Raw genomic sequence first — 20,278 nt, forward strand, 5'->3', positions numbered from 1 at the left:
TTATAAACCTTTTAATACGGTTATGATACGCCCCAGGGCTTCATTTGCAGCTGGATCAATTCCATCAAGACTGGACGCGCCAGCATTTTCTTCAAATCGCTGTACCATGGCTGAAATCCAATCTCGAACAAAACGTTCGTGATATGGAACGGGATGTTCAGGTAAAATCAATATATCATTGGGTGCCTCTCTTGGTTCGAATACATGATGCTCACCCTTTAATCCTCTTGTCATGGGTCTTTCGGATAATGGTACGGAATGATAACCCAAATAATAAACAAAATTACCAATTTCCATTTCTGCCAACAAAACCTGTGTTTCACCCTTTAATGAACCACTGGTGAAAAGCGCCGCATTGCGTCTTAATTGTTCAGCGAGCCTATCCCTGAGATTTAACCGTCTTGCAAGCAAGGATATCTCTGCCGTTAATGCGGTTAATTGTTCTGTTGAAATATAAAAATGCTGTTCAACCTGATCATTACGAGAAAAATCATCCATAATATGATTCCATTTGGACAATACTAAATCGGCATATTGTTCATGACGATCTTTTGCCTGTCCCGTATCCACTTCTTTTTCCTGTTTTTGATCCGATAAATCGGCATCTGGAAACATATCTTGAAAAAGATCGTCTACATCACTTGTTCGACCGATCAACAATCTCTGGTTAGAAAGCTGCATTTCCATACTATGCCATGCTTCCATCATATCCTCTCGCCTAACCTGGAGTGACCGTAACAAAGATCCAAACATTTGTGATTTGACGGATTGCATCAATGAAAGAGCTATTGATTGAGCCTCTGATGAAGCCTTTTTGATAGCTTCTTCCGTATTACCACTATGATAATAAGGTGAAATAAAACGTGCCAGGTTAACAGCAAGATGTTCGATCTGTCCATTAATCTGTTCAACTTTTAACCGTGCGTCACATACTTTTCCCAATGCACCGGCAAGATAGGTGATACCTCCATCATTTGGCTGCAAAACAGCATTCCATGCCTTTTCAGGATCAGCCACATAACGCTTGATTTCAGGATTACTCAAATAAGCCTGTTTCATCGTTTCAACTAGTTTTTTTGCCCGTTCCGCAATTCCAGCTTCTTGCTTATGTCCGTTAATGACCGCATAATCCATAACAGCTGGAAAACTTATAGAGGGACTGCGTAACCAGTAAAGATTATTGAAAGGATGATTATCTCTCCAATTCTCGATCCAACTGCACGTTTTAAAAAAGTCAATTAGACTTGCATTAATTCTGGCTGTCCATCTTGTGCTTGATGAAGGAGATTCTCCTGCTTTTTGTTCAAACTCCCGATCAAATTTTGTCAAAACAACAAACAAATTATCTCTTTGTCTATTACGTTCTTCTTCCGTCGCACCGATACTGTTTCTTACCCATCCATCAATCATGCCTGGCAGGGTTGAAACATTCTGTATGGAATCACCAATACACAATAACATTGCCGAAATTTCACGTTCGGCTTCATAGCGTTGCAAAAGATAGGCCACCTTTCCCCGAAGAAATAAACGTCCCAAAGCTTCTGGTGCCTGGAGAAACGCTTGTGGATCGTAAATCATTTCTCTTGATCTTGCGCCAGGAAAATCAAGCAAATCCGTTTCCTTGAGAAATGCCCATGGAGCATCACTTCCTATTGGAACGGTTAATTCTGCCGTCAATGCCGTTACAATTGAACGGTCAATTGATTGTCTTTCCCCTTTTGAAGTCAAAACGGTAATTTTATCCTGGGAATTCATTCCAAGCGTGAATAGGGTTTCAACATTCAATATACTTTTTTCTCTTGGCTTCAGTGCTTCTGTAGAGCAATAGACATTTTCCGTTTTTCCCAAATTTCCTAAAACTGTAAATAAATTTCTTCCTAAATTAGTAAATTGTCCCAGATTGTTCCATAATGGTGAAAACAAGACAGCCGATTCATGAGCTGGAATATACGGAACGGTTTCCCTCAGTTGCTGCCAGTAAATTTCTCTTAATTTTTCAAATCTATGATGATCGGGATATTGTTTTTTTAAATATTCATATAGAACCTCTATATCATCAATATCTATAATTGAATTAATGATCTTGTCTTGCATAAAAGGTTTCATGGAATGAAACAAATTCTGTAGTGACTGATCGTCAATTTCGGCATCTTTTGTCTTAAAATCCTCAATTGATGTATTGGTCAATATTTTTATGACATCAACCGCTGACAACAATCGTAATGGAACAGGCATATTTTCATCAATAACGTCAATTTTCCGCGTTGTAAAACGAGATACAAGCCCCGTTGATTCATTACCACCTTGTGGATTCATATCCGTTAAGAAATTAAGATTTTCTTTTTGATAATACGCTATCAATGCCTGTCTTGGTTTTGTCGCCAAACTTGAAACAAGATAGGATTTACCAGCCTGAGACGCTCCAAAAACCGCCACGGCAGGTGGCTGGTAAGCAGCATTGTCAAGTTGTCTGGCCTGCCGACGAAATCGCCTAAGGGTATATTTGACTGCATCCCCATCTCCCCTAATGGCTTTTGGATTATCTTCAAACCAGTGTAAAGCCATATCAGCAGAACATAATACATTCCCGGTTCTTTTTTGTAGATGCCTGGTCATTTCTTGAATATCGTTTGGCATATTAAATAATCTTTCTCTAGGCTAAGGTAAAGCGACCTGTATCACGCCAATAACCTTCGGAATTCATCATGGTTTGCAATCTCAAGACCAAAAGTCGGGTGGGATATTGCTCGCCATTCCGATCTGTTATTTCAACAATCCTGAATTGTTCGCGATCTGAATAATCATTTTTTAGATTTTCCTTTTCTTGATCGATATCCTGACGCTTAATTGTTACCGTCAAAGGCAGGGCAATTTTATTCAGAGCATTGAAATTATTTATTTCCAAAACATATAATGGCGACGCTGGCCATCTTTCAATTCCAAGCTGACGAAAACCAATCTTGGTGGTATTTTCAAAATCATCAATCTTGAAACCTACATCTTCTTGAGGTTTCCTTTCGGGTAAATCTATATTTGAAAGCCAAACATTTTTATTCCTCAACTGACCATTTTTTTCCAAACGACCAATAAAACGTACAGTGGAATACATATGCAAATCACGTGATCGTAATACAAAATTCTGTAACTTCCCTTCCGCTTGCAAACATAAAGATGCACCAACTACAACGGTGGTTTTTGGATCACTTATACGGTTCTGAGCATCACGGAAAGGATAATATGCACCAACACGATAATGGTACATACCTATAATACGGTGAACCGGAACCGGCATGGCGGCCATAATCATATCAACAATTCTGCGTAATCTTGAAGGTCTACCTGATATCAACAAGACATCACAATCATAGGTCCAAATTGCTTCGCACAATTTCGCTATGACATCACCCATAACATATGTGATCGAGGCCTCAACCTGTTGCACCTTGGCTATGATTTCCAAGTCGGTTATTTTAAAATTTTCTGCTCCTGCCTTTTTGGCAAGAGTCTGAATGTAATTTTGGGATCGCTCGATATTTTCCTTGTCCTCACCAAGAACATCGCCAATATGGAATGCATCAAGTATATCGATTGTTCGATCAATTACATTTTCATAACGGGACAATATTGCCAATGCAACCGGTTCCAAAACATTATTGACAAAAAGCTGTCTTAAATGACGCTCCTGTTCTGATTGCCCTCCCCAGTCCTGTCCAATGGCGGAACTAAAAAATGCCTGGGTGTCAATTACCCCCGCTTTACGTAGGGAATTTTCCATTATGGGTAAAATGATATGCGTTATGATATGTTCAAGAATATCATCCCCTGCTATTTTAAAGCTTTCCCTAAATTCCTGATGTGGACAAATTGTCTCACCCACAGGCACAGAATAGGAACTTATCATCAAGTCAGTCGTTCCACCTCCAATATCCAAGCTTGCTATCCTAATTTTCGGTATCCGGTTATCAGTTTCCCTATCTTTATCGACATGACCGTTTAATTGCATGAACTCATCCACATTTCCACCGAGACGTTCGGTAATCTCGTTATATAACCAAACGATTTGGGTTGCTGTTGCCTCATCAAGATGCGTGTGAATTTTTGGCCGTTCATTTGTAGATATACCCAGCATTTCGCAATATAAATCAATGGCTGCAATCGCACGATTACGTAAGATTTTCTGTTCCGCTACCGGCATACCGGGAGGTAAAGTCAATGTTACAGACCGAAGATGTCTCATTAAAGTTTTATTTTGTCTTTGTTCACGATTTTGAGGCGAGTTCATCTGTAATCTCGCTTGAAACAAAATTTCCACAAGCATAAAGGTAAATAATGAACTCCGTGAAAAATTTGGTTGTGTGGTGATATTCTCCCCTATTAAACGTTCCTCCTCAGTCAAAACACGACCATCCGGTGAAATCATTGCCATAAATGCCCCCGTAACTGGAGGATCAATTATTCTGCCCGAAATACCCATGGAACGGCTATTGTAACGCCAGTTTTGTAAAGATAAACGCGTATCCCATATATATCTTTTAGGAGATGTAATACCGGTTATACCTTCATTTCCAATTCTTGTCCCTGCCAAATGTGCTGCCTCATAACCGACCCTGACCGGACTTGGCCAATAAAAGGCAGACACCCTTCCGGAACGACGAGAGAGAAGATCACTTCCAAAATTTGCACGAGCAAATTCTATACAGCTTGGAAATGGTTTGTCATATTTAAGATTGGGACGTGAAAGATCTCTAAGAATCAAAGGATAGCTATTTGAAAAATTAACATCCTGTCCCGGATGATCCTCAACTAAAATTCCACAGCTCCTTGAATTTCCCAAATCCAGAATTAGGTCTACCTCAACCGGGACTTGTGATGTTATTCCCTTACCACCATCCAGCAAATGCACTGATGGTAAGGTTTGCAAGGAGGTTAAAATCTGTAGGAATGCCTGATAGACGGCATAATGCCAACAATATCGTTCTTCATATAAAGAACTATTGACAACATTTTCCTGTTTGATTTTCAAAAGCCAATCACCAACCCATCCTTCATTCAAAAACCATGCCACATCAGTAAAATTAGAAACGAATTTATAACAGTCCTGTCTTTGGCTATCTTCTATAGTGGGTGCATTATAAATTTCATTATTATCCTGTGTTTGCAAACTTGTATCGAATACAAGATCAAATTGATACAAATCCTCCCTTATCTGTGTAAGATATCCACGTACCCAATTTGCCGGTCCATTTCGAAAATGCTCATTACCTGTTTCTTCACCCGATATGAGCGCAAAAAAAGGCAAGGGTATCCATTGATGCAGAAACATTTGCATCATCCCTTTCCAGGAAACCTCATAAATCTGATTTTCAGGTGGAACCTGACCGGATTGAACATCCCTCAACACACCTGTTTCGGGATCCTCCCTAAGGGAATGCAAGATATAACGTGGTGTACCATCATCATATTCACCATTACGCTCTTCCCAAAACCAGCAATGAACATTTTTTAATTGCGCAACAGGAATTTTTATAGACCAAAACTGTATTCCACTGTCAGGAATTAAAGTGATGATACGAGACATATGATTCTCAATCCCCTGAGAAATATTAGGACACAAATTGATAGATTAAACTATAACAGCTATTATAAAATAAAAAATAAATAATTGAATTGTTTTAACGACCGAATTTTTATGAAATAATTTTGAAAATCTATTTAAATATAAATTTCAACCAATTAAAAAATAAATAATATTCTGAGTATGATTGAACATTATATTTATTAAGTTTCATATCTTGACTATATAAATCAAATACCGTACCTAAATTACTAGGTATATTAATAATCATGAACATTCCGATTGAAAACAATCAAAAACGGTTTTTACCCATTGTCGCAGCAATATCATTTTTCATGGCTGCACTTGATTCAACTGCCGTCAATACAATAATTCCCTACTTATCCAATTTTTTTAACACACCTTTATTCAAAACGAAAAATATCATTATTTATTATATGGTGGCTGGATCCCTATTTATTCCTCTTACGGGATATCTATGCCAAAAACATGGATGTCGCATAATTTTTTGTCTTTCACTGGCAATTTTTACATCTGGCTCTCTTTTATGCGGACTTTCCCATAACTTGAATGAATTGTTAATCGCAAGGATTATTCAGGGTTCTGGAGGAGCACTTATGCTGCCGATCGGTCGATTGGCAATTATCCAGACCTTTTCCAAAGACGAACTGGTAAAAGCATTAAGTATGGTAACCCTTCCCGCTTTGACTGGTCCCTTGATCGGTCCCATTGTTGGGGGGATGATCACTTCTTATTTTCATTGGTCTCTAATATTTTTAATCAATATACCCTTCGGTATTCTTGGAATTATATTTGCCTTACGAATTTTTCCCGATATCAAGGATAAATCAATTAAAATGGATTATACAGGGTACGGAATATTTGCCATTTCAATAGCCTTTCTTACCTATGCACTCAGTCTATTTAGTGAAACAAAACAATTTAAAATTCCAACCCTGATTCTTATTCTGGGCATCCTTTTAATGATATTTTACTGGATAAAATCCTATAATCATAAACACCCCTTATTTCATCACAACCTTTTTAAAGTAAGAAGCTTCACAATTGGAATTTTCGGTAACATCGTTGCACGTATCGGATGCGGCGCCGTGCCATTCATGCTGCCATTGATGTTACAAATTCTATTGGGACTTTCACCCGTAAAATGTGGTTTTGCAATGTTACCATTGGCCATTGCTTCTTTTGTAGGAAAATCTTTCGTCGATCAGATTATAAGACAGACCGGTTACCGACGTTTTCTGTTTATCAACACTATATTGCTCAGTTTTTCATATATTTCGTATGTAACTGTAACAAGTTCATCCAGCTGGACATTATTGATTGTTCTAATGCTCATTACTGGATTTATAAATTCCATTCAATTTACAGCCATGAATACAGTTACCGTTATTGATCTATCTTTTAGTAAACAACCTTCAGGAAGCGGTTTATTATCCACAGTCATGCAACTTTCCATGGCTTCTGGTGTTGCCGTCTCTGCAATACTTTTAAATGTAGATCAATCTTTGCATCCCAATTCCGCTCCTGCAATACATTTTCATTTTACATGGTTTTGGTTGGGTATAACGACACTTTTCAGCTCTTTTATCTTTTGGTTTTTGCCAAAAGGAAAATAATTATTCTTCTTTATTATTTATAAAATACAATTTTTCCCGTTTATAGGATATCCATATTTTATTTAGTGCAAACCAGTCTGAACCAATCAGCATATCTGCTTCATCATGCAATGGGGATACGGTCAATGTAGGTTTGATTTCAACCTGTCCACCAATTTCGAAACGCTTAAATTGATACCAGTGATAAACAACCTCTTTTGAACCAATCGAGCTTGCCAGTCCACCCGGACGTGTGGCCAGCTCATCTTCATGAATTCCCATTTCTTTTACTTTTTGAAGGGCAACTATTCGGGATCGTGCACCACTGTCAATTAGGGCTTCTAGGGGAAACTGATCAATTCTTATCTTTGTAAACACACGAAAACCTTTTTTGTCCAAATCAGTAATATGACCTTTTTCTTGCCAAAAAGGTGGTACCATACATAATAATGAATGGCTGTTCACCTCCCATAAATTCAGCTTTCCTGTTTTTATTGAAAATTCAACATCAAAATTTGATAATATATCTCCACCGATCAATCCTGAAATGGCAGGTTTAATTCTAGGAAATTGAGGTAAATTACCAACTGGTATAGATAAAGCGCCCAGATTGTACGTTCCTATGTGCATATTTCGGATAAAAACATTTTGTACTGTTTTACTTCCCCCTTTTGAACCCAGTATTATTGTTTTTTGGCCTGGATCCACAGGTAAATGCAGCCTTGAAGCTCCATCCAAAGAAATAAGACTTCCTTCTGAACCTGTGTCAATAATCAGGGAAACCATTTGTCCATTAATTTGAAAATCCCCTATTATATATCCTCCTATATTTCTGAGAGGAATTTGCGCAATTTTTTCATAACTGCATAAATTCCTTTCGGCTTTGGCTGAATCAAAAGACCATAAGCCTGTAAAAAAATAAAATGTCAGAATGAGTTTTTTCATATTTTTCTATTTATATTCGCTTTGGGATGGGCTTTATTCCATACTTCCAGTAAATGAGATTCATCCATCAATGTATAACGCTGCGTTGTAGACAGGCTTGCATGTCCTAACAACATCTGTATTGTTCTTAAATCTCCTCCGTTTTGTAAAATATGGGTGGCAAATGAATGACGTAGAGCATGAGGTGTTGCCAATTCTGACAATCCCGTCATGCGTCTGTATTCACGCATATTTTTTTGGGCAATCGATGGATTTAACCTTTTGCCTTTAACACCGACAAAAACTGGTGATTGAGATTTTATCATAAAAGGGTAATGTTTTTCCCATTTTATTAATGCCTCAGCCACATAGGACAAAATCGGCACAAGTCGTTCCTTATTTCCTTTACCGGTTATCCTTAGGGTTGCACCCTCACGGGTCAGATCTGCATTTCTGAGATCCCCCCAATTTAAGGATAAGGCTTCAGACAACCGCAAACCACAACCATACAACAATGTAAATAAAGCGATGTCACGATTTTGAGTCATTGGGAACTGATCAACAATCGCAATATTCCTAGTCAACTCTGAAGCCTCTTTTTCCGTCAATGGATGAGGTAAAGGTTGATTGACCTTTGGAATCTTTATTAATGAAGCAATATTATTCTCAATATAATAAAACCTTGCCAAAAAGCGATAAAATGACCGCAATGCGGATAAACGTCTTTTACGTGTACGGATTGCGGCATCTTGCGTATGTCGACCCTGACCAAGATAATGACTTTTAAGGGCTTTGTTATTTTCATCCGCCATCCATGCTCTGACATCCTTATATGAAAGATCGGCAAGATCATGCCCGGTTATTTCTTTACCCCTATAATTTGCAAAAAATTGTAAAAAAAGGGTTAAATCTTGTTGATAGGCAATAATACTATTAGATGAGGCTCTTTGACTGTCCCTCATCCATTTCAAGAAATGCTTTAAATAATCTTCTGCCAGCATGATTGGATCCTTTTCAACACGATTCTGTCACTGAAATGATAATTTATTATAAATTCCATATTCTGTAAAAATGATTGACCGGCCCATGTCCCTTACCCACTTGCAGCTGATTGCCAGCCTTAAGTGCATGCCCTAGATAAGTCTTGGCCTCTCTGACCGCATCAGGAATTTCCATAACGGGAATCAAGGCTGTTATGGCAGAAGACAACGTGCATCCTGTACCGTGATTATTATTTGTCAGCACTCTTTCATCCTCATAATCGAAAATTTCATTCTTGTTACATAATACATCTAAACAGTTAAATCCCTCGAGATGTCCCCCTTTTAACAAAACCCAATGAGATCCAAATGAAAGTAATTTCTGTGCCTCCTCTTTCATTTCCAGCATTGTTATTGGATCATTTCTATTCAATAAAACACATGCCTCCGGGATATTCGGGGTAATAAGCGTGGCAAGAGGAAATAGTTCGTCCTTCAATGAATTAACTGCCGCATCATTGATCAAATGATCACCGCTTTTTGCCACCATGACAGGATCAATAACGACCTTGGCAACATTATATTCTCTCAGTTTCTGGGCTACAATCCTGACAATAAGCTCATTGCCAAGCATTCCGATTTTGACAGCGTCAACATGGATATCCTGAAAAATCGCATCGATCTGATCTGCAACCATTTTAGGATCCATAATCTGAAAAGATCTTACCCCTTGGGTGTTTTGCGCAACAACCGCCGTTATAACTGACATTGCATAGGTTCCCAATGCGGAAAAAGTTTTGATATCAGCCTGGATTCCCGCCCCTCCACTTGGATCGGTTCCAGCAATTGTTAAAATATTTTTAATCATGTAGATCCCAATTTATGTCTAATATTTTATGATTATAGTTTTAATTCATTCTAGAGATATATTTTATCTTAAATCCAGAACATATAGTTTCAAACAATGCTATACTATCCTCGTAAAATAAGATTTTGCCTCAATTTCAATTGAGTTTGTCAAATGAATCCTGATATTTTATCTGATATGCCTCTATCTTACCGTAAAACAGTCCCGGTTCTTCTTCCTTACCCATTCAAGGAACCTTTTGATTATATAATTCCACACGACCTAAAAGTGGAAAAAATCATTCCTGGTACCCTGGTTATTGTACCGCTCAATCAACGTAAGGAAATAGGGGTTGTCTGGCAAGATCACGTTCTATCAGGCAATTTGTCTTTATTATCCACCTCCAAAAAAGAAAAAAGAAAATTAAAAGAAATTATTTCCATTTTACCCATTCAGCCCTTACCGAGAGTTTTAATGCAATTCATTGATTGGATGGCAAATTACAATTTTACGGAATCAGGTTCGGTTCTGGCAATGGCAATCCGTAATATCAGAACTCTCACCGTTCCCTTAAAAAAAGAATATGGATGGATAAAAACTTCACCTTTGCCAACAAACTTAAAAATTACCGAAAAAAGAAAAAAAATTCTGGATTTCATGAATATTCCAGATCAAGCCTATACAACAAGGGAATTGACAGAAAATTTACATATAAAACCTTCGGTTATTTATGGACTGGAAAAATCAGGGGGCATTTTCAAACAACCCCTTACCAATTTTACGCAATTTTCGAAACCTGATCCCAATTTTCATCAACCTAACCTTTCCGAAGAACAAACCAAAGCAACAACTTTTTTAACGAAACAAGTCGATAAGAAAAAATTTTCTGTAACTTTACTGCAAGGCATTACCGGTTCAGGAAAAACAGAAGTTTATATGCAAGCCATAGCTTCCTGCATCGAACAGAATAAACAAGTTCTGGTTTTATTGCCAGAAATCGCTTTGTCAGCTCAATGGACCAACCGGTTTTACAAACGTTTTGGCGTAAATCCTGCACTATGGCATTCCGATCTAGGTTTAAAACACCGTAAACAAACCTGGATGGCTATATTAAAAAATGAAGTTTTCGTGTTAGTTGGCGCGAGATCCGCCCTATTTCTCCCTTTTTATGATCTGGGATTGATAATTGTGGACGAGGAACACGAATCTTCCTTCAAACAGGAGGAAGGTGTTATCTATAATGCCAGAGATATGGCCATTGTCAGGGCTAAACTATCCTCGTGTCCTATTATTTTGGTTTCCGCCACCCCTTCAATGGAAACCCTGATAAATGCGCATCAGGGAAAATATTTTCATCTCACCTTAACCAAACGACATGGTGGGGCTATCATGCCACGAACCAAACTGGTTGACATGAAAATACATCCACCAGAAAAAGGACATTTCCTGTCACCACCTCTTGTAAAGGCAACACAGGAAAAACTTGACAAAAACGAACAGGTCTTGTTTTTTTTGAACAGGCGCGGTTACGCCCCTTTAACTTTATGCCGTGCTTGTGGTTACCGTCTTGAATGTCCACATTGTTCAGCATGGTTGGTTGAGCATCGCAGCACTAGAAAACTGGTATGTCATCATTGCGATTATTCTATACCCGTTCCGCTGGAATGTCCCCATTGCAATACCAAGAATAGTCTGGTTCCCATTGGTCCTGGAATTGAACGCATTACCGAAGAGGCAAGAATTACCTTTCCTGACGCAAAAATCCTTGTCATGTCCAGTGACCGTTTAAACAGCCCCAAAATGACAGCCGAAGCCGTTCGCAAAATCATACGAAAACAAGTCAACCTTATTATCGGCACCCAAATTGTTGCCAAGGGATGGCATTTCCCTGATCTTACTCTTGTTGGGGTTATAGATGCCGATTTGGGATTAACCGGCGCAGATTTACGTGCGGCTGAAAAAACATTACAGTTATTGCATCAGGTCGGGGGTAGAGCCGGTCGAGCCAGATTTCCCGGTACAGTTATAATTCAAAGTTTTTTAACAGATCATCCCGTAATGGAGACGTTAATCAAAGGTGATTTCAATCAATTCATGATCGAAGAGGCGCATGAGCGTAAAGCCGGATTTTGGCCTCCTTACGGTCGATTGGCCGCCATAATCGTAAGTGCGGATACAAATCAGGATGCTTTGGAAACAGCTCAGCAACTCGGTCTAAATGCGCCCAGCCAAGATGGAGTCATCGTTTTGGGACCTGCCCCAGCTCCCCTATCTCTGCTTCGTAACCGTTATCGACAGCGTTTATTGCTAAGAACACATAAATCCATCGCCATACAGCCGATCCTACATCAATGGTTGGATCCAATTAAACCCAAAAAAAACGTAAAAATAACTGTGGATATCGATCCAATATCGTTTTTGTAATATTGATTAAGATTTATAGTCTGAATATTTTCATAATTAGAATTCATATAAAATATTCTGTATGAAATCCTAATTAATCGCTCGCATCCAATGATGTTTTTATTTATTATGTTTTCTCGTTATTAATTTATTTGTACTGATCAGGAGATCCCATGCCTAACTCCCCTACAATTCATTCTGATTCTCTTACAGAAGGATTGATGGATTATTCAAAGGAACTTTTAATCGTCACACATAACGGACGTTTTCATATTGACGATGTTTTCGCCTTTACAACCTTATTTCTTGCATTGGATTTAGAAAATAGACCCTTTCGGCTGGAAAGAACACGTAACCCTGAAATCATTGAAAAAGCTGATATTGTATTTGATGTTGGGGGAATTTTTGATGGCAAGCGTTATTTTGACCATCACCAGATTGGTGCTCCTGAAAGAGATATCAAACAGACACCCAAAAACATGGAAGGAACTATTCCCTATAGTTCTGCTGGTCTTATATGGACCGCTTTTGGCTTGGATGTCATTAAAAAACTAGCCCCTGACCTGGATGAGAAATCACATCGTGTTGCGCATAGTGTAATTGAAAAAGCGCTAGTCATTCCCATAGATGCAATCGATAATGGAAAAATGCAACCTGAAAACGGATTAAATTTTTCATCAATCATAAATATTTTCAATCCTGCATGGGATTGCGACGACCCGTCAAACCAGCTGGAACGTTTTTTTGAGGCAAGTAAAATCGTTCAAACTGTTTTGATTTATCAACTCAATATTGAATTTGCTCGTAACAGAGCCATCAGCTGTTGTGAAGAAGCATACAAGAACAGCCCCGATAACCGTATTTTGATGTTGCCTCGCTGGATGCCACATATATATCCGATTTTTGCCAATGCTTGGAATACACAACTGGTAATTTACCCTGCAGAAAATGAATGGCGTGTCGGGACAGTTCCGATCCGTATGCACGGAAACGATCGACGTAGATTGTTTCCTGCCAGCTGGGGAGGACTAGAAGGTGAAAATCTAGAAAAAGAAACAGGAATTCTGGGGGCGAAATTCGTTCACAAGGGATTGTTCATAGCTGTTGCCACATCAAAAGAGGCAGCAATCGCACTTGCGCACAAAACCCTGGAATAATTTATAAAAACTATAATTAAGGATTAGAATTCGTGTTAATCCTTAATCTTGTCTAATCTGATTTACAAATGAATACCCAAGCATAAATATTTGATTTCAAGATAATCATCTATACCATATTTGGAACCTTCCCTTCCAAGACCTGATGCCTTTATTCCGCCAAAAGGTGCCATTTCATTTGAGATCAAACCAGTATTAATTCCCACAATCCCGTATTCCAAGGCTTCTGATACACGTGTTATTCTTGAAATATCATTGGCATAAAAATAGGATGCCAAACCAAATTCCGTATCATTGGCCAAATGAATAACCTCTTCTTCAGTTTCAAAGCGATATACAGGCGCCAAAGGTCCAAAAGTTTCCTCTTTCGAAACCAGTGCATTAAATGGTACATTCGATAAAATTGTCGGCTCGAAAAAACATCCCTCAAGAGCTTTACCACCCATGACAACAGTTGCGCCTTTATTTACAGCATCATCAATATGTTCTTTCACCTTTTTCAAGGCATTTCGATCAATCAAGGGACCAATGGTTACATCTTTATTCAATCCATTGCCAACCTTGAGTTTGGTAACGGCATGTTTAAATTTTTCAATAAATTGATCATAAACTGAATCATGAACATAAAATCGATTTGCACAGACACAAGTTTGACCCGCATTTCGATATTTGGACATCATTGCCCCTTCCACCGCCGCATCAATATCTGCATCTTCAAAAACGATGAAGGGTGCATTGCCCCCCAATTCCATCGATAATTTTTTTACCGTACCGGCTGATTCCTGTATTAACTGAGCGCCAATTTCTGTTGATCCTGTAAAGGTTAGTTTACGAACTATTGGATTAGAGGTCAACTCTCCACCAATTTCCCCTGAGGATCCTGTAATGATATTGAAAACCCCTGGCGGTAATCCAGCTTCTTCAGCCAGCACACCCAGGGCCAAGGCAGAGTAAGGGGTCATACTTGCGGGTTTAAGTACCATTGAACATCCAACTGCCAATGCTGGACCAGCCTTGCGGGTAATCATCGCGTTGGGAAAATTCCAGGGGGTAATTGCTGCCGTAACCCCAATTGGTTGTTTGATAACCGAAATCCGTTTATCTGCCGCGTGTCCGGGAATAGTATCGCCATAAACCCTTTTTGCCTCTTCGGCAAACCATTCCAGATAAGACGCGCCATATTGAATTTCCCCCTTAGCCTCCGCCAAAGGCTTCCCCTGTTCAAGTGTGAGAATTAATGCAAGATCATCCTTGTTTTCTTCCATTAATTCATACCAACGACGCAAAATGACAGATCGCTCTTTTGCGGTTTTTTTTCGCCACGCAATCTGGGCGGTTTGTGCGGCTTTAATAGCCTTTTTTGTTTCGTTACCACCCATTTTCGGAACAGTTCCAATAATTTCATCAGTTGCAGGATTGACAACCTGAATTACTTGACCATTATCTGCATTCAACCATTGACCATCAATGAAACATTGCTGTTTGAACAATGACTTGTTTTTTAAATCGTCAAGACTTTTTTGAACCATGCCTGTTGCTTTCTATCATATGGAATAATTAATGTTATTGAGATTATAACAAAGCGAATTCTGTTTTGTTATAATTTACATTATCATAACAAAGAATTGTTTTTGATTTATATTTTATAATAGATCCATATTAAAATTTTACTGAAAACAACTTGCATAACAATCTATTTTGCTGTTGTATATTTTGTAACAAAATTACTTAAAACTAAAGATAAAAGAAAGATAAGAAAATGAATTCCGGAAAACAATTTCCGATTAAATTCTCCCAAAATCCAAACAGCCTGTCAAAAAAGGAACGTGAGGCAATTTTAAAAAAACCTGGTTTTGGGCAAAAATTCACAGACCATATGTTGGTAATTCATTATAATGATGAAAAAAAATGGCATGATGCGGAAATCAAGACTTACGGACCAATTAGTTTGGATCCTGCCGTTTGCGTTTTTCATTATGCACAAGAAATATTCGAAGGCATGAAGGCCTATAAGGCAAATGATGGTCGTATTCTTTTATTCAGACCAGAAGCCAACGCAAAACGTTTTGCCAATTCGGCCAAAAGGCTTGCCATGGCCCAACTTCCTGAATCACTCTATTTACAAGCCATAAATGAATTTGTTAAAGTGGAAAAGAACTGGATCCCAGACCAGGAGATAGGTTCTCTATATCTCCGTCCTTTCATGATTGCCAGTAAACCTTATCTTGGTGTTAAACCTTCCCCGGAATATCTGTTTATGCTGATTGCCTCGCCAGCCGGTTCCTATTTTTCCAAAGATGCACAATCTGTATCTGTATGGGTTTCTGAATTCTATACAAGGGCGGCCCCCGGTGGAACTGGAGAGGTTAAATGTGGTGGAAATTATGCAGCCAGCCTTGCCGCCCAACAGGAAGCTACAAAAAATCAATGTGACCAACTTATTTTTCTTGATTCTGTAGAGCATAAATGGATTGAGGAAATGGGAGGGATGAATATCTTTTTTGTATTCAAAGATGAAACTTTACTAACCCCCCCCTTAAGTGGAACCATTCTACCTGGGGTAACTCGTGATTCTCTTATTACCTTAGCAAAAGATAAGGGACTGACCGTTAAACAGGAAAAATATTCAATCCATCAATTGATTGACGATATTCAATCAAAAAAAATCTCTGAAATCTTTGCCTGTGGCACTGCCGCTGTCATTACGCCTATTGGAAAAATAAAAAATTCAAAAGGCGAATATATTATAAATGAAGGTAAATCAGGAAAAATTACCCAAGACCTTCGTAAAAGTTTGATTGACATTCAATTCGGAAATGTCATTGATCCTTATCAATGGGTAAAAGTAGTAAAATAAAAACTTTTTGTTTTTCTTATCTTTAATAACCATTTTCCAAACTAAATAAATATATTTTAGGGAAAATGGTTTTCATTTTTCTGAAAATCCGAATTTAGCATGGCTTATACAATAATTAAACTTACTTAACATGGATGGCAGTCCAAGCAAATCAACAATATTTACGGGTTGCTGACCATATTCAACAACAACCAAATCTGCATAGGATAATTTTTGTAACAAATAGTTGAAATCCTTTAAATTCAAACGATTCATCAACATATTCTTATCCATCGCTTTCATCGTGAACAAAAAATGTTCCTTATTAATTGTCAAGGCTATATTTTTATTTTTACCCGGAATTTGCTTACCTTTTGAATCCCATAAAATCAAACCAACATTATTTGCATCCCTTTCAAACCCAAGAACCAGATCATTTGAAAGAACATGACATGAATCAATTTGCTGTTTCATATGTGAGTAATGAAACGCTGTCCAATTTCCTTCATGTCCATCCAGATGATATGTTTGTTCCGCAGCTTTCACTTGCAAGCAAAATAAAAATAAACTGTAAACTAGAAATAAATAATTACGAAACATCATCTTGATTATCTTTTAAATATACCTGTGGACTGATGACCATTTTCGTCTATATATGTACATCTTGCTTCGCGATCATTCAATCTTGTACAAACATTTTTACCACTGATAAGATGAAAATCCCCCTGACAGTCCTCTGGTTGATTCAGTACAAGCTGTTCGCCCTGAAACCCGGCATATAAAGGTCCCTGACATGTCCCACCATCTCGCCTTGTTAAAACCTGATGACCCGCCGCGTTCGGATTAAAACACAAGGACCAGTTTGTTACAGGTTGATGAGAATTGAAAAATAAACCGTGCGTATATAATTCTAGATGTGTTGTCAAATGCCAACATCCCTTTAACATTGTCGTGTCTTTCTTGTTCCATGATTCCTTTGGAAGATCAACATTGTTATTGGATTTAACATCTGTTTTTGGTGGAACAGTTGAATTTACGGGAGGTTTTGGAACATTTTTTTTCTGTAAATTGTCTATATCAGGTAAATTCGGATTATCTTTCAGGGATGGTATTTCAGGTAATGGTTCAGAAGATGGTAAAGGGTCAATTTTTGTTGGATCAATAGGTACTAAGGGTTTTACCGAAGGAATTCGACATTGATTTTGTAAAATATTCCACTGTTCAAGCAACTTATTTCGTTCATCCGCCAATTGATCCTGACGTTTTTTGTCATTCATAACATGCCTGACTTTATTTTTTGAAGGATAAATGATTTCACATTTTTTTCCATTTAAATCTTCATCCGTCCAAAATATTGACGTCAATAAACCTAATGCAAAAGCACTCAATGCTGTAATCCAAGGAAATCTGTTCCAAAAAAACAAATGATTTCTCTTTTTTCTCTCAATACCCATCAATGGATCATAGGTTTTCTGGTCACATGAAAAACCCCATGCAGTGATTACAGGTTTTCCATCAACGGCATACAAAAAATCCAAGCCAGGAAATTGACGGCATTGATTGAAAAATCTTGAAAGCGTGAGACCAGGATAACGTTGAATGATTTCCTCAATATCCAGCAAAATTGAACGTGTTGCCTGTAATAATTTTTGCTGCTGATTTTGATCAAGTTCTTTCCATGAAAAACTTGTTTGTCCCTCCGCATTCCAACGAACGATATCGTTATTGAATTCTGGCTGAGCAAAAATTTTTGCGTGATCCGCATCACTATAGGTTAATATTTCATTATATATCTGACGATAAAAATTCTGTTGCCGATTAAAAAGAGGTTTTAACCGATTGATTTTTTGTCGACTTAATACCAAAACCATCAGGTTCATTCCTTATTGACCAAAGAATGAAGATCATTTTGTTTTTTTAGTATCACGCCAACAACAAGCAATGTCAAAAAAAACAACACCAAAGGTAAAAGCCAATAATAACGACAATAATTTATTGATATGATTCCTTTCCACCATGGCAATATCATCAATAACAGTAAAATGAGACCACTTGTTATCCATAGCCAAAAATTTTTGTTCTCAATGCGATTATTAAATGGTGAAACTGGAGGAGGAAGAATTGTCATAACTTTCATATTCCTCTCCTTTCCCTTGGCGGACAAAACTTCCTTTTTTGAATAAGGCTGATTTGATTCATGTCCCCATTCCAATATGGCTGGTCCATGAGGGGTTGCGATTATGAATTCGTCATTGGGAAATTGTAATGCATCCAAAAGAAGCTTGCCTCTTTGCTTTTGCAATGAATCTGGAGAGTTTATCAAACATTGAGCGTATTTTTTCCCTTTTTCGATATAATCATACGCCTCTTTTAAATTCTCCTCTTTTGATAAATGTTTGACAGGGAGATTTTGGCTGTCGACAGGCAAATACCAATCAACCTCTCCTCGTCCCCGATCCAATTGAGGTTCAAGCAATAAAGCGGCACATTCAGGACCGACATTCTTCTTCAAAAGATCATACAGAATATGCCAGTTTTCCAATATCAACTGACCATTCATTCCAAGGGGTTTTGCCTTATTGAAATTGGTTGTAACAATCGGTCTTCCTGGAATAAATTGTAGTTTCATTTTGAATTATCCTTTTTAGATTCAATAGGATCAGAAGATGATTGATTATTATCCTGCTCGGATTTGTCAGATTTAGATGCGGGCTTGTCAGTCGATTGGTCTTGTTTTTCAACCGGCTCAGGCTGGCAGGCTCCCGATTGAACCTGGATAGGTAGATTTGAGGATTGTAAGACTCTAACAATCATGTCGGATTTTTGGGCATAATTACCATGGGAGGATGTATACTGATCCATCGTTACAAACGTGTTTACTCCAACTACCCTTCCACAAAGATCAACCAGTGGACCTCCAGAATTACCCGGGGAAACCATTGCGCTATGAGGCATTATTTTTTCTCCATTGTGATTATTCTGAATTCCGTTAATCTGTCCCTTGGTCAATATAACACCAGGAATTGCTTGTAGATCACCCTTCATCAGCCTTTGCATCGCATCATCCTGGCTTATCATGATTCCCGGATAACCTGCAGCGACAACATCCTGTAAGGGTCGTGCATCTAATGAAAAACTCAGAGGTTGTTGCGGTGGCGCATTTTCAACCTTAAGAATTGCCAGGTCCAGTCCTCCATTTTCTGTAGTCTGACTTACAGAAACAACATGAGCAAGTTTCAACTGTCCCAAGGACTTATTGGTAACCATTACAGAATTGTTCTTGGCATTTTCAACCACATGTCGATTAGTCACGATTGTGTCGGATGTGACGAAAAATCCTGTACCCGAAGCGGCAGATACATCATCGTCCTTTAACACCATTATAAAAACAGTACTTTTTTCAAGCAATTCCGGTAAACTACCTTCAAAAATTTTTCCGGTTGAAGTCATTGGTGTAAATGGATGTTCTAAACTTTTATTTAATGATGGATCTGCACGAGATTCCCTTATGTTACAGGGTGGATTTTTTAACCTATCCTTCAAAATCTTAATTTCTGTTTCCAGATCATGATTGGATTTCTCTATTTGCGGATATTGTTTAACAAGATTATGAGCTTCCCGAACTGTAATTCCATTAATTTTGATTGGATGTTCAGCAAAAATTATTCGCCAACCCAACAATAAACCTATAAAAAAAAACAAAATCGCCGCTATTAATCGAGATAAAACAAATTGATTATTGAAATTTGTCAAAAACCGAAAACGTGATGATATTTTAGGATTTACCGTAGAATTTTCTCGTGATTTAATAGATGACTTTATTTGTCCATTTACCTTTTTTTCATCAGAGAAATGTGAAATAGCGTCTTTTGCAGGTTTGGGCTCAGATGAAAATTGAAACAATGATGGTAAATATATTCCTGATTTTTTATTGTCCTGA

14 protein-coding genes are annotated in these 20,278 nt (G+C 38.0%); 4 read left to right on the top strand and 10 right to left on the bottom strand.

Annotation, left to right across the window (positions count from 1 at the left end):
* Together U0839_RS02030 and U0839_RS02035 are read right to left on the bottom strand one after the other, a co-directional pair.
* A complete protein-coding gene (locus U0839_RS02030; RefSeq protein ID WP_413549979.1) occupies positions 1-2,637 on the bottom strand; it encodes a virulence factor SrfC family protein in 2,637 nt (878 codons plus the stop codon).
* A 16-nt stretch (positions 2,638-2,653) separates the two neighbouring features.
* Complete coding sequence (locus U0839_RS02035; protein WP_155565523.1) at positions 2,654-5,578, bottom strand: virulence factor SrfB; 2,925 nt, start codon at positions 5,576-5,578, stop codon at positions 2,654-2,656.
* Positions 5,579-5,844: 266 nt separating this feature from the next.
* Here U0839_RS02035 and U0839_RS02040 point away from each other — a divergent pair, with 266 nt between their 5' ends.
* Positions 5,845-7,212 carry an MFS transporter gene (locus U0839_RS02040; RefSeq protein ID WP_155568166.1) on the top strand — a complete coding sequence of 456 codons (1,368 nt, stop codon included), beginning with the start codon at positions 5,845-5,847 and terminating at the stop codon, positions 7,210-7,212.
* Here U0839_RS02040 and U0839_RS02045 read toward each other — a convergent pair whose 3' ends face one another.
* The 3 genes from U0839_RS02045 to thiD are packed head-to-tail and all read right to left on the bottom strand — an operon-like array spanning position 7,213 to position 9,963.
* Positions 7,213-8,136, bottom strand: a complete 924-nt coding sequence (locus U0839_RS02045) for a retroviral-like aspartic protease family protein (protein ID WP_413549982.1) — start codon at positions 8,134-8,136, stop codon at positions 7,213-7,215.
* Positions 8,133-9,116 carry a tyrosine recombinase XerC gene (locus U0839_RS02050; RefSeq protein ID WP_155565526.1) on the bottom strand — a complete coding sequence of 328 codons (984 nt, stop codon included), beginning with the start codon at positions 9,114-9,116 and terminating at the stop codon, positions 8,133-8,135. The genes U0839_RS02045 and U0839_RS02050 overlap by 4 nt, the downstream gene beginning before the upstream one ends.
* 46 nt (positions 9,117-9,162) lie before the next feature.
* On the bottom strand, positions 9,163-9,963 hold the full coding sequence (thiD, locus tag U0839_RS02055) for a bifunctional hydroxymethylpyrimidine kinase/phosphomethylpyrimidine kinase (protein ID WP_155565527.1): 801 nt from the start codon (positions 9,961-9,963) through the stop codon (positions 9,163-9,165).
* A 153-nt stretch (positions 9,964-10,116) separates the two neighbouring features.
* On the opposite strand from thiD, the gene U0839_RS02060 reads away from it, so the two are divergent.
* Together U0839_RS02060 and U0839_RS02065 are read left to right on the top strand one after the other, a co-directional pair.
* Positions 10,117-12,366 (top strand): primosomal protein N', encoded by a 2,250-nt coding sequence (locus U0839_RS02060; protein ID WP_413549983.1) that lies wholly within the window; start codon positions 10,117-10,119, stop codon positions 12,364-12,366.
* Positions 12,367-12,518: 152 nt separating this feature from the next.
* Entirely contained in the window at positions 12,519-13,502 is a 984-nt protein-coding gene (locus U0839_RS02065; protein ID WP_110438079.1) for an MYG1 family protein, read from the top strand.
* Positions 13,503-13,564: 62 nt separating this feature from the next.
* Here the strand turns inward: U0839_RS02065 and gabD are convergent, their stop codons facing one another.
* Complete coding sequence (gene gabD, locus U0839_RS02070) at positions 13,565-15,031, bottom strand: NADP-dependent succinate-semialdehyde dehydrogenase (RefSeq protein ID WP_413549984.1); 1,467 nt, start codon at positions 15,029-15,031, stop codon at positions 13,565-13,567.
* A gap of 230 nt (positions 15,032-15,261) precedes the next feature.
* Here gabD and U0839_RS02075 point away from each other — a divergent pair, with 230 nt between their 5' ends.
* The gene (locus U0839_RS02075) at positions 15,262-16,359 is read left to right on the top strand and encodes a branched-chain amino acid aminotransferase (RefSeq protein WP_155565530.1); all 1,098 of its coding nucleotides are present in this window, start codon (positions 15,262-15,264) and stop codon (positions 16,357-16,359) included.
* Positions 16,360-16,431: 72 nt separating this feature from the next.
* Here U0839_RS02075 and U0839_RS02080 read toward each other — a convergent pair whose 3' ends face one another.
* The 4 genes from U0839_RS02080 to U0839_RS02095 all read right to left on the bottom strand — a co-directional run.
* Complete coding sequence (locus U0839_RS02080; protein ID WP_155565531.1) at positions 16,432-16,941, bottom strand: hypothetical protein; 510 nt, start codon at positions 16,939-16,941, stop codon at positions 16,432-16,434.
* A 5-nt stretch (positions 16,942-16,946) separates the two neighbouring features.
* Positions 16,947-18,209 (bottom strand): hypothetical protein, encoded by a 1,263-nt coding sequence (locus tag U0839_RS02085; protein WP_155565532.1) that lies wholly within the window; start codon positions 18,207-18,209, stop codon positions 16,947-16,949.
* A gap of 5 nt (positions 18,210-18,214) precedes the next feature.
* The gene (locus tag U0839_RS02090; protein ID WP_413549985.1) at positions 18,215-18,967 is read right to left on the bottom strand and encodes a hypothetical protein; all 753 of its coding nucleotides are present in this window, start codon (positions 18,965-18,967) and stop codon (positions 18,215-18,217) included.
* Positions 18,964-20,278 (bottom strand): trypsin-like peptidase domain-containing protein (locus U0839_RS02095; protein ID WP_413549986.1); only part of this gene is annotated, 1,315 nt, incomplete at its 5' end. The genes U0839_RS02090 and U0839_RS02095, both read right to left, overlap by 4 nt.

The organism is Commensalibacter sp. A3DC, from assembly GCF_047307945.1.
Classification (GTDB): domain Bacteria; phylum Pseudomonadota; class Alphaproteobacteria; order Acetobacterales; family Acetobacteraceae; genus Commensalibacter; species Commensalibacter melissae.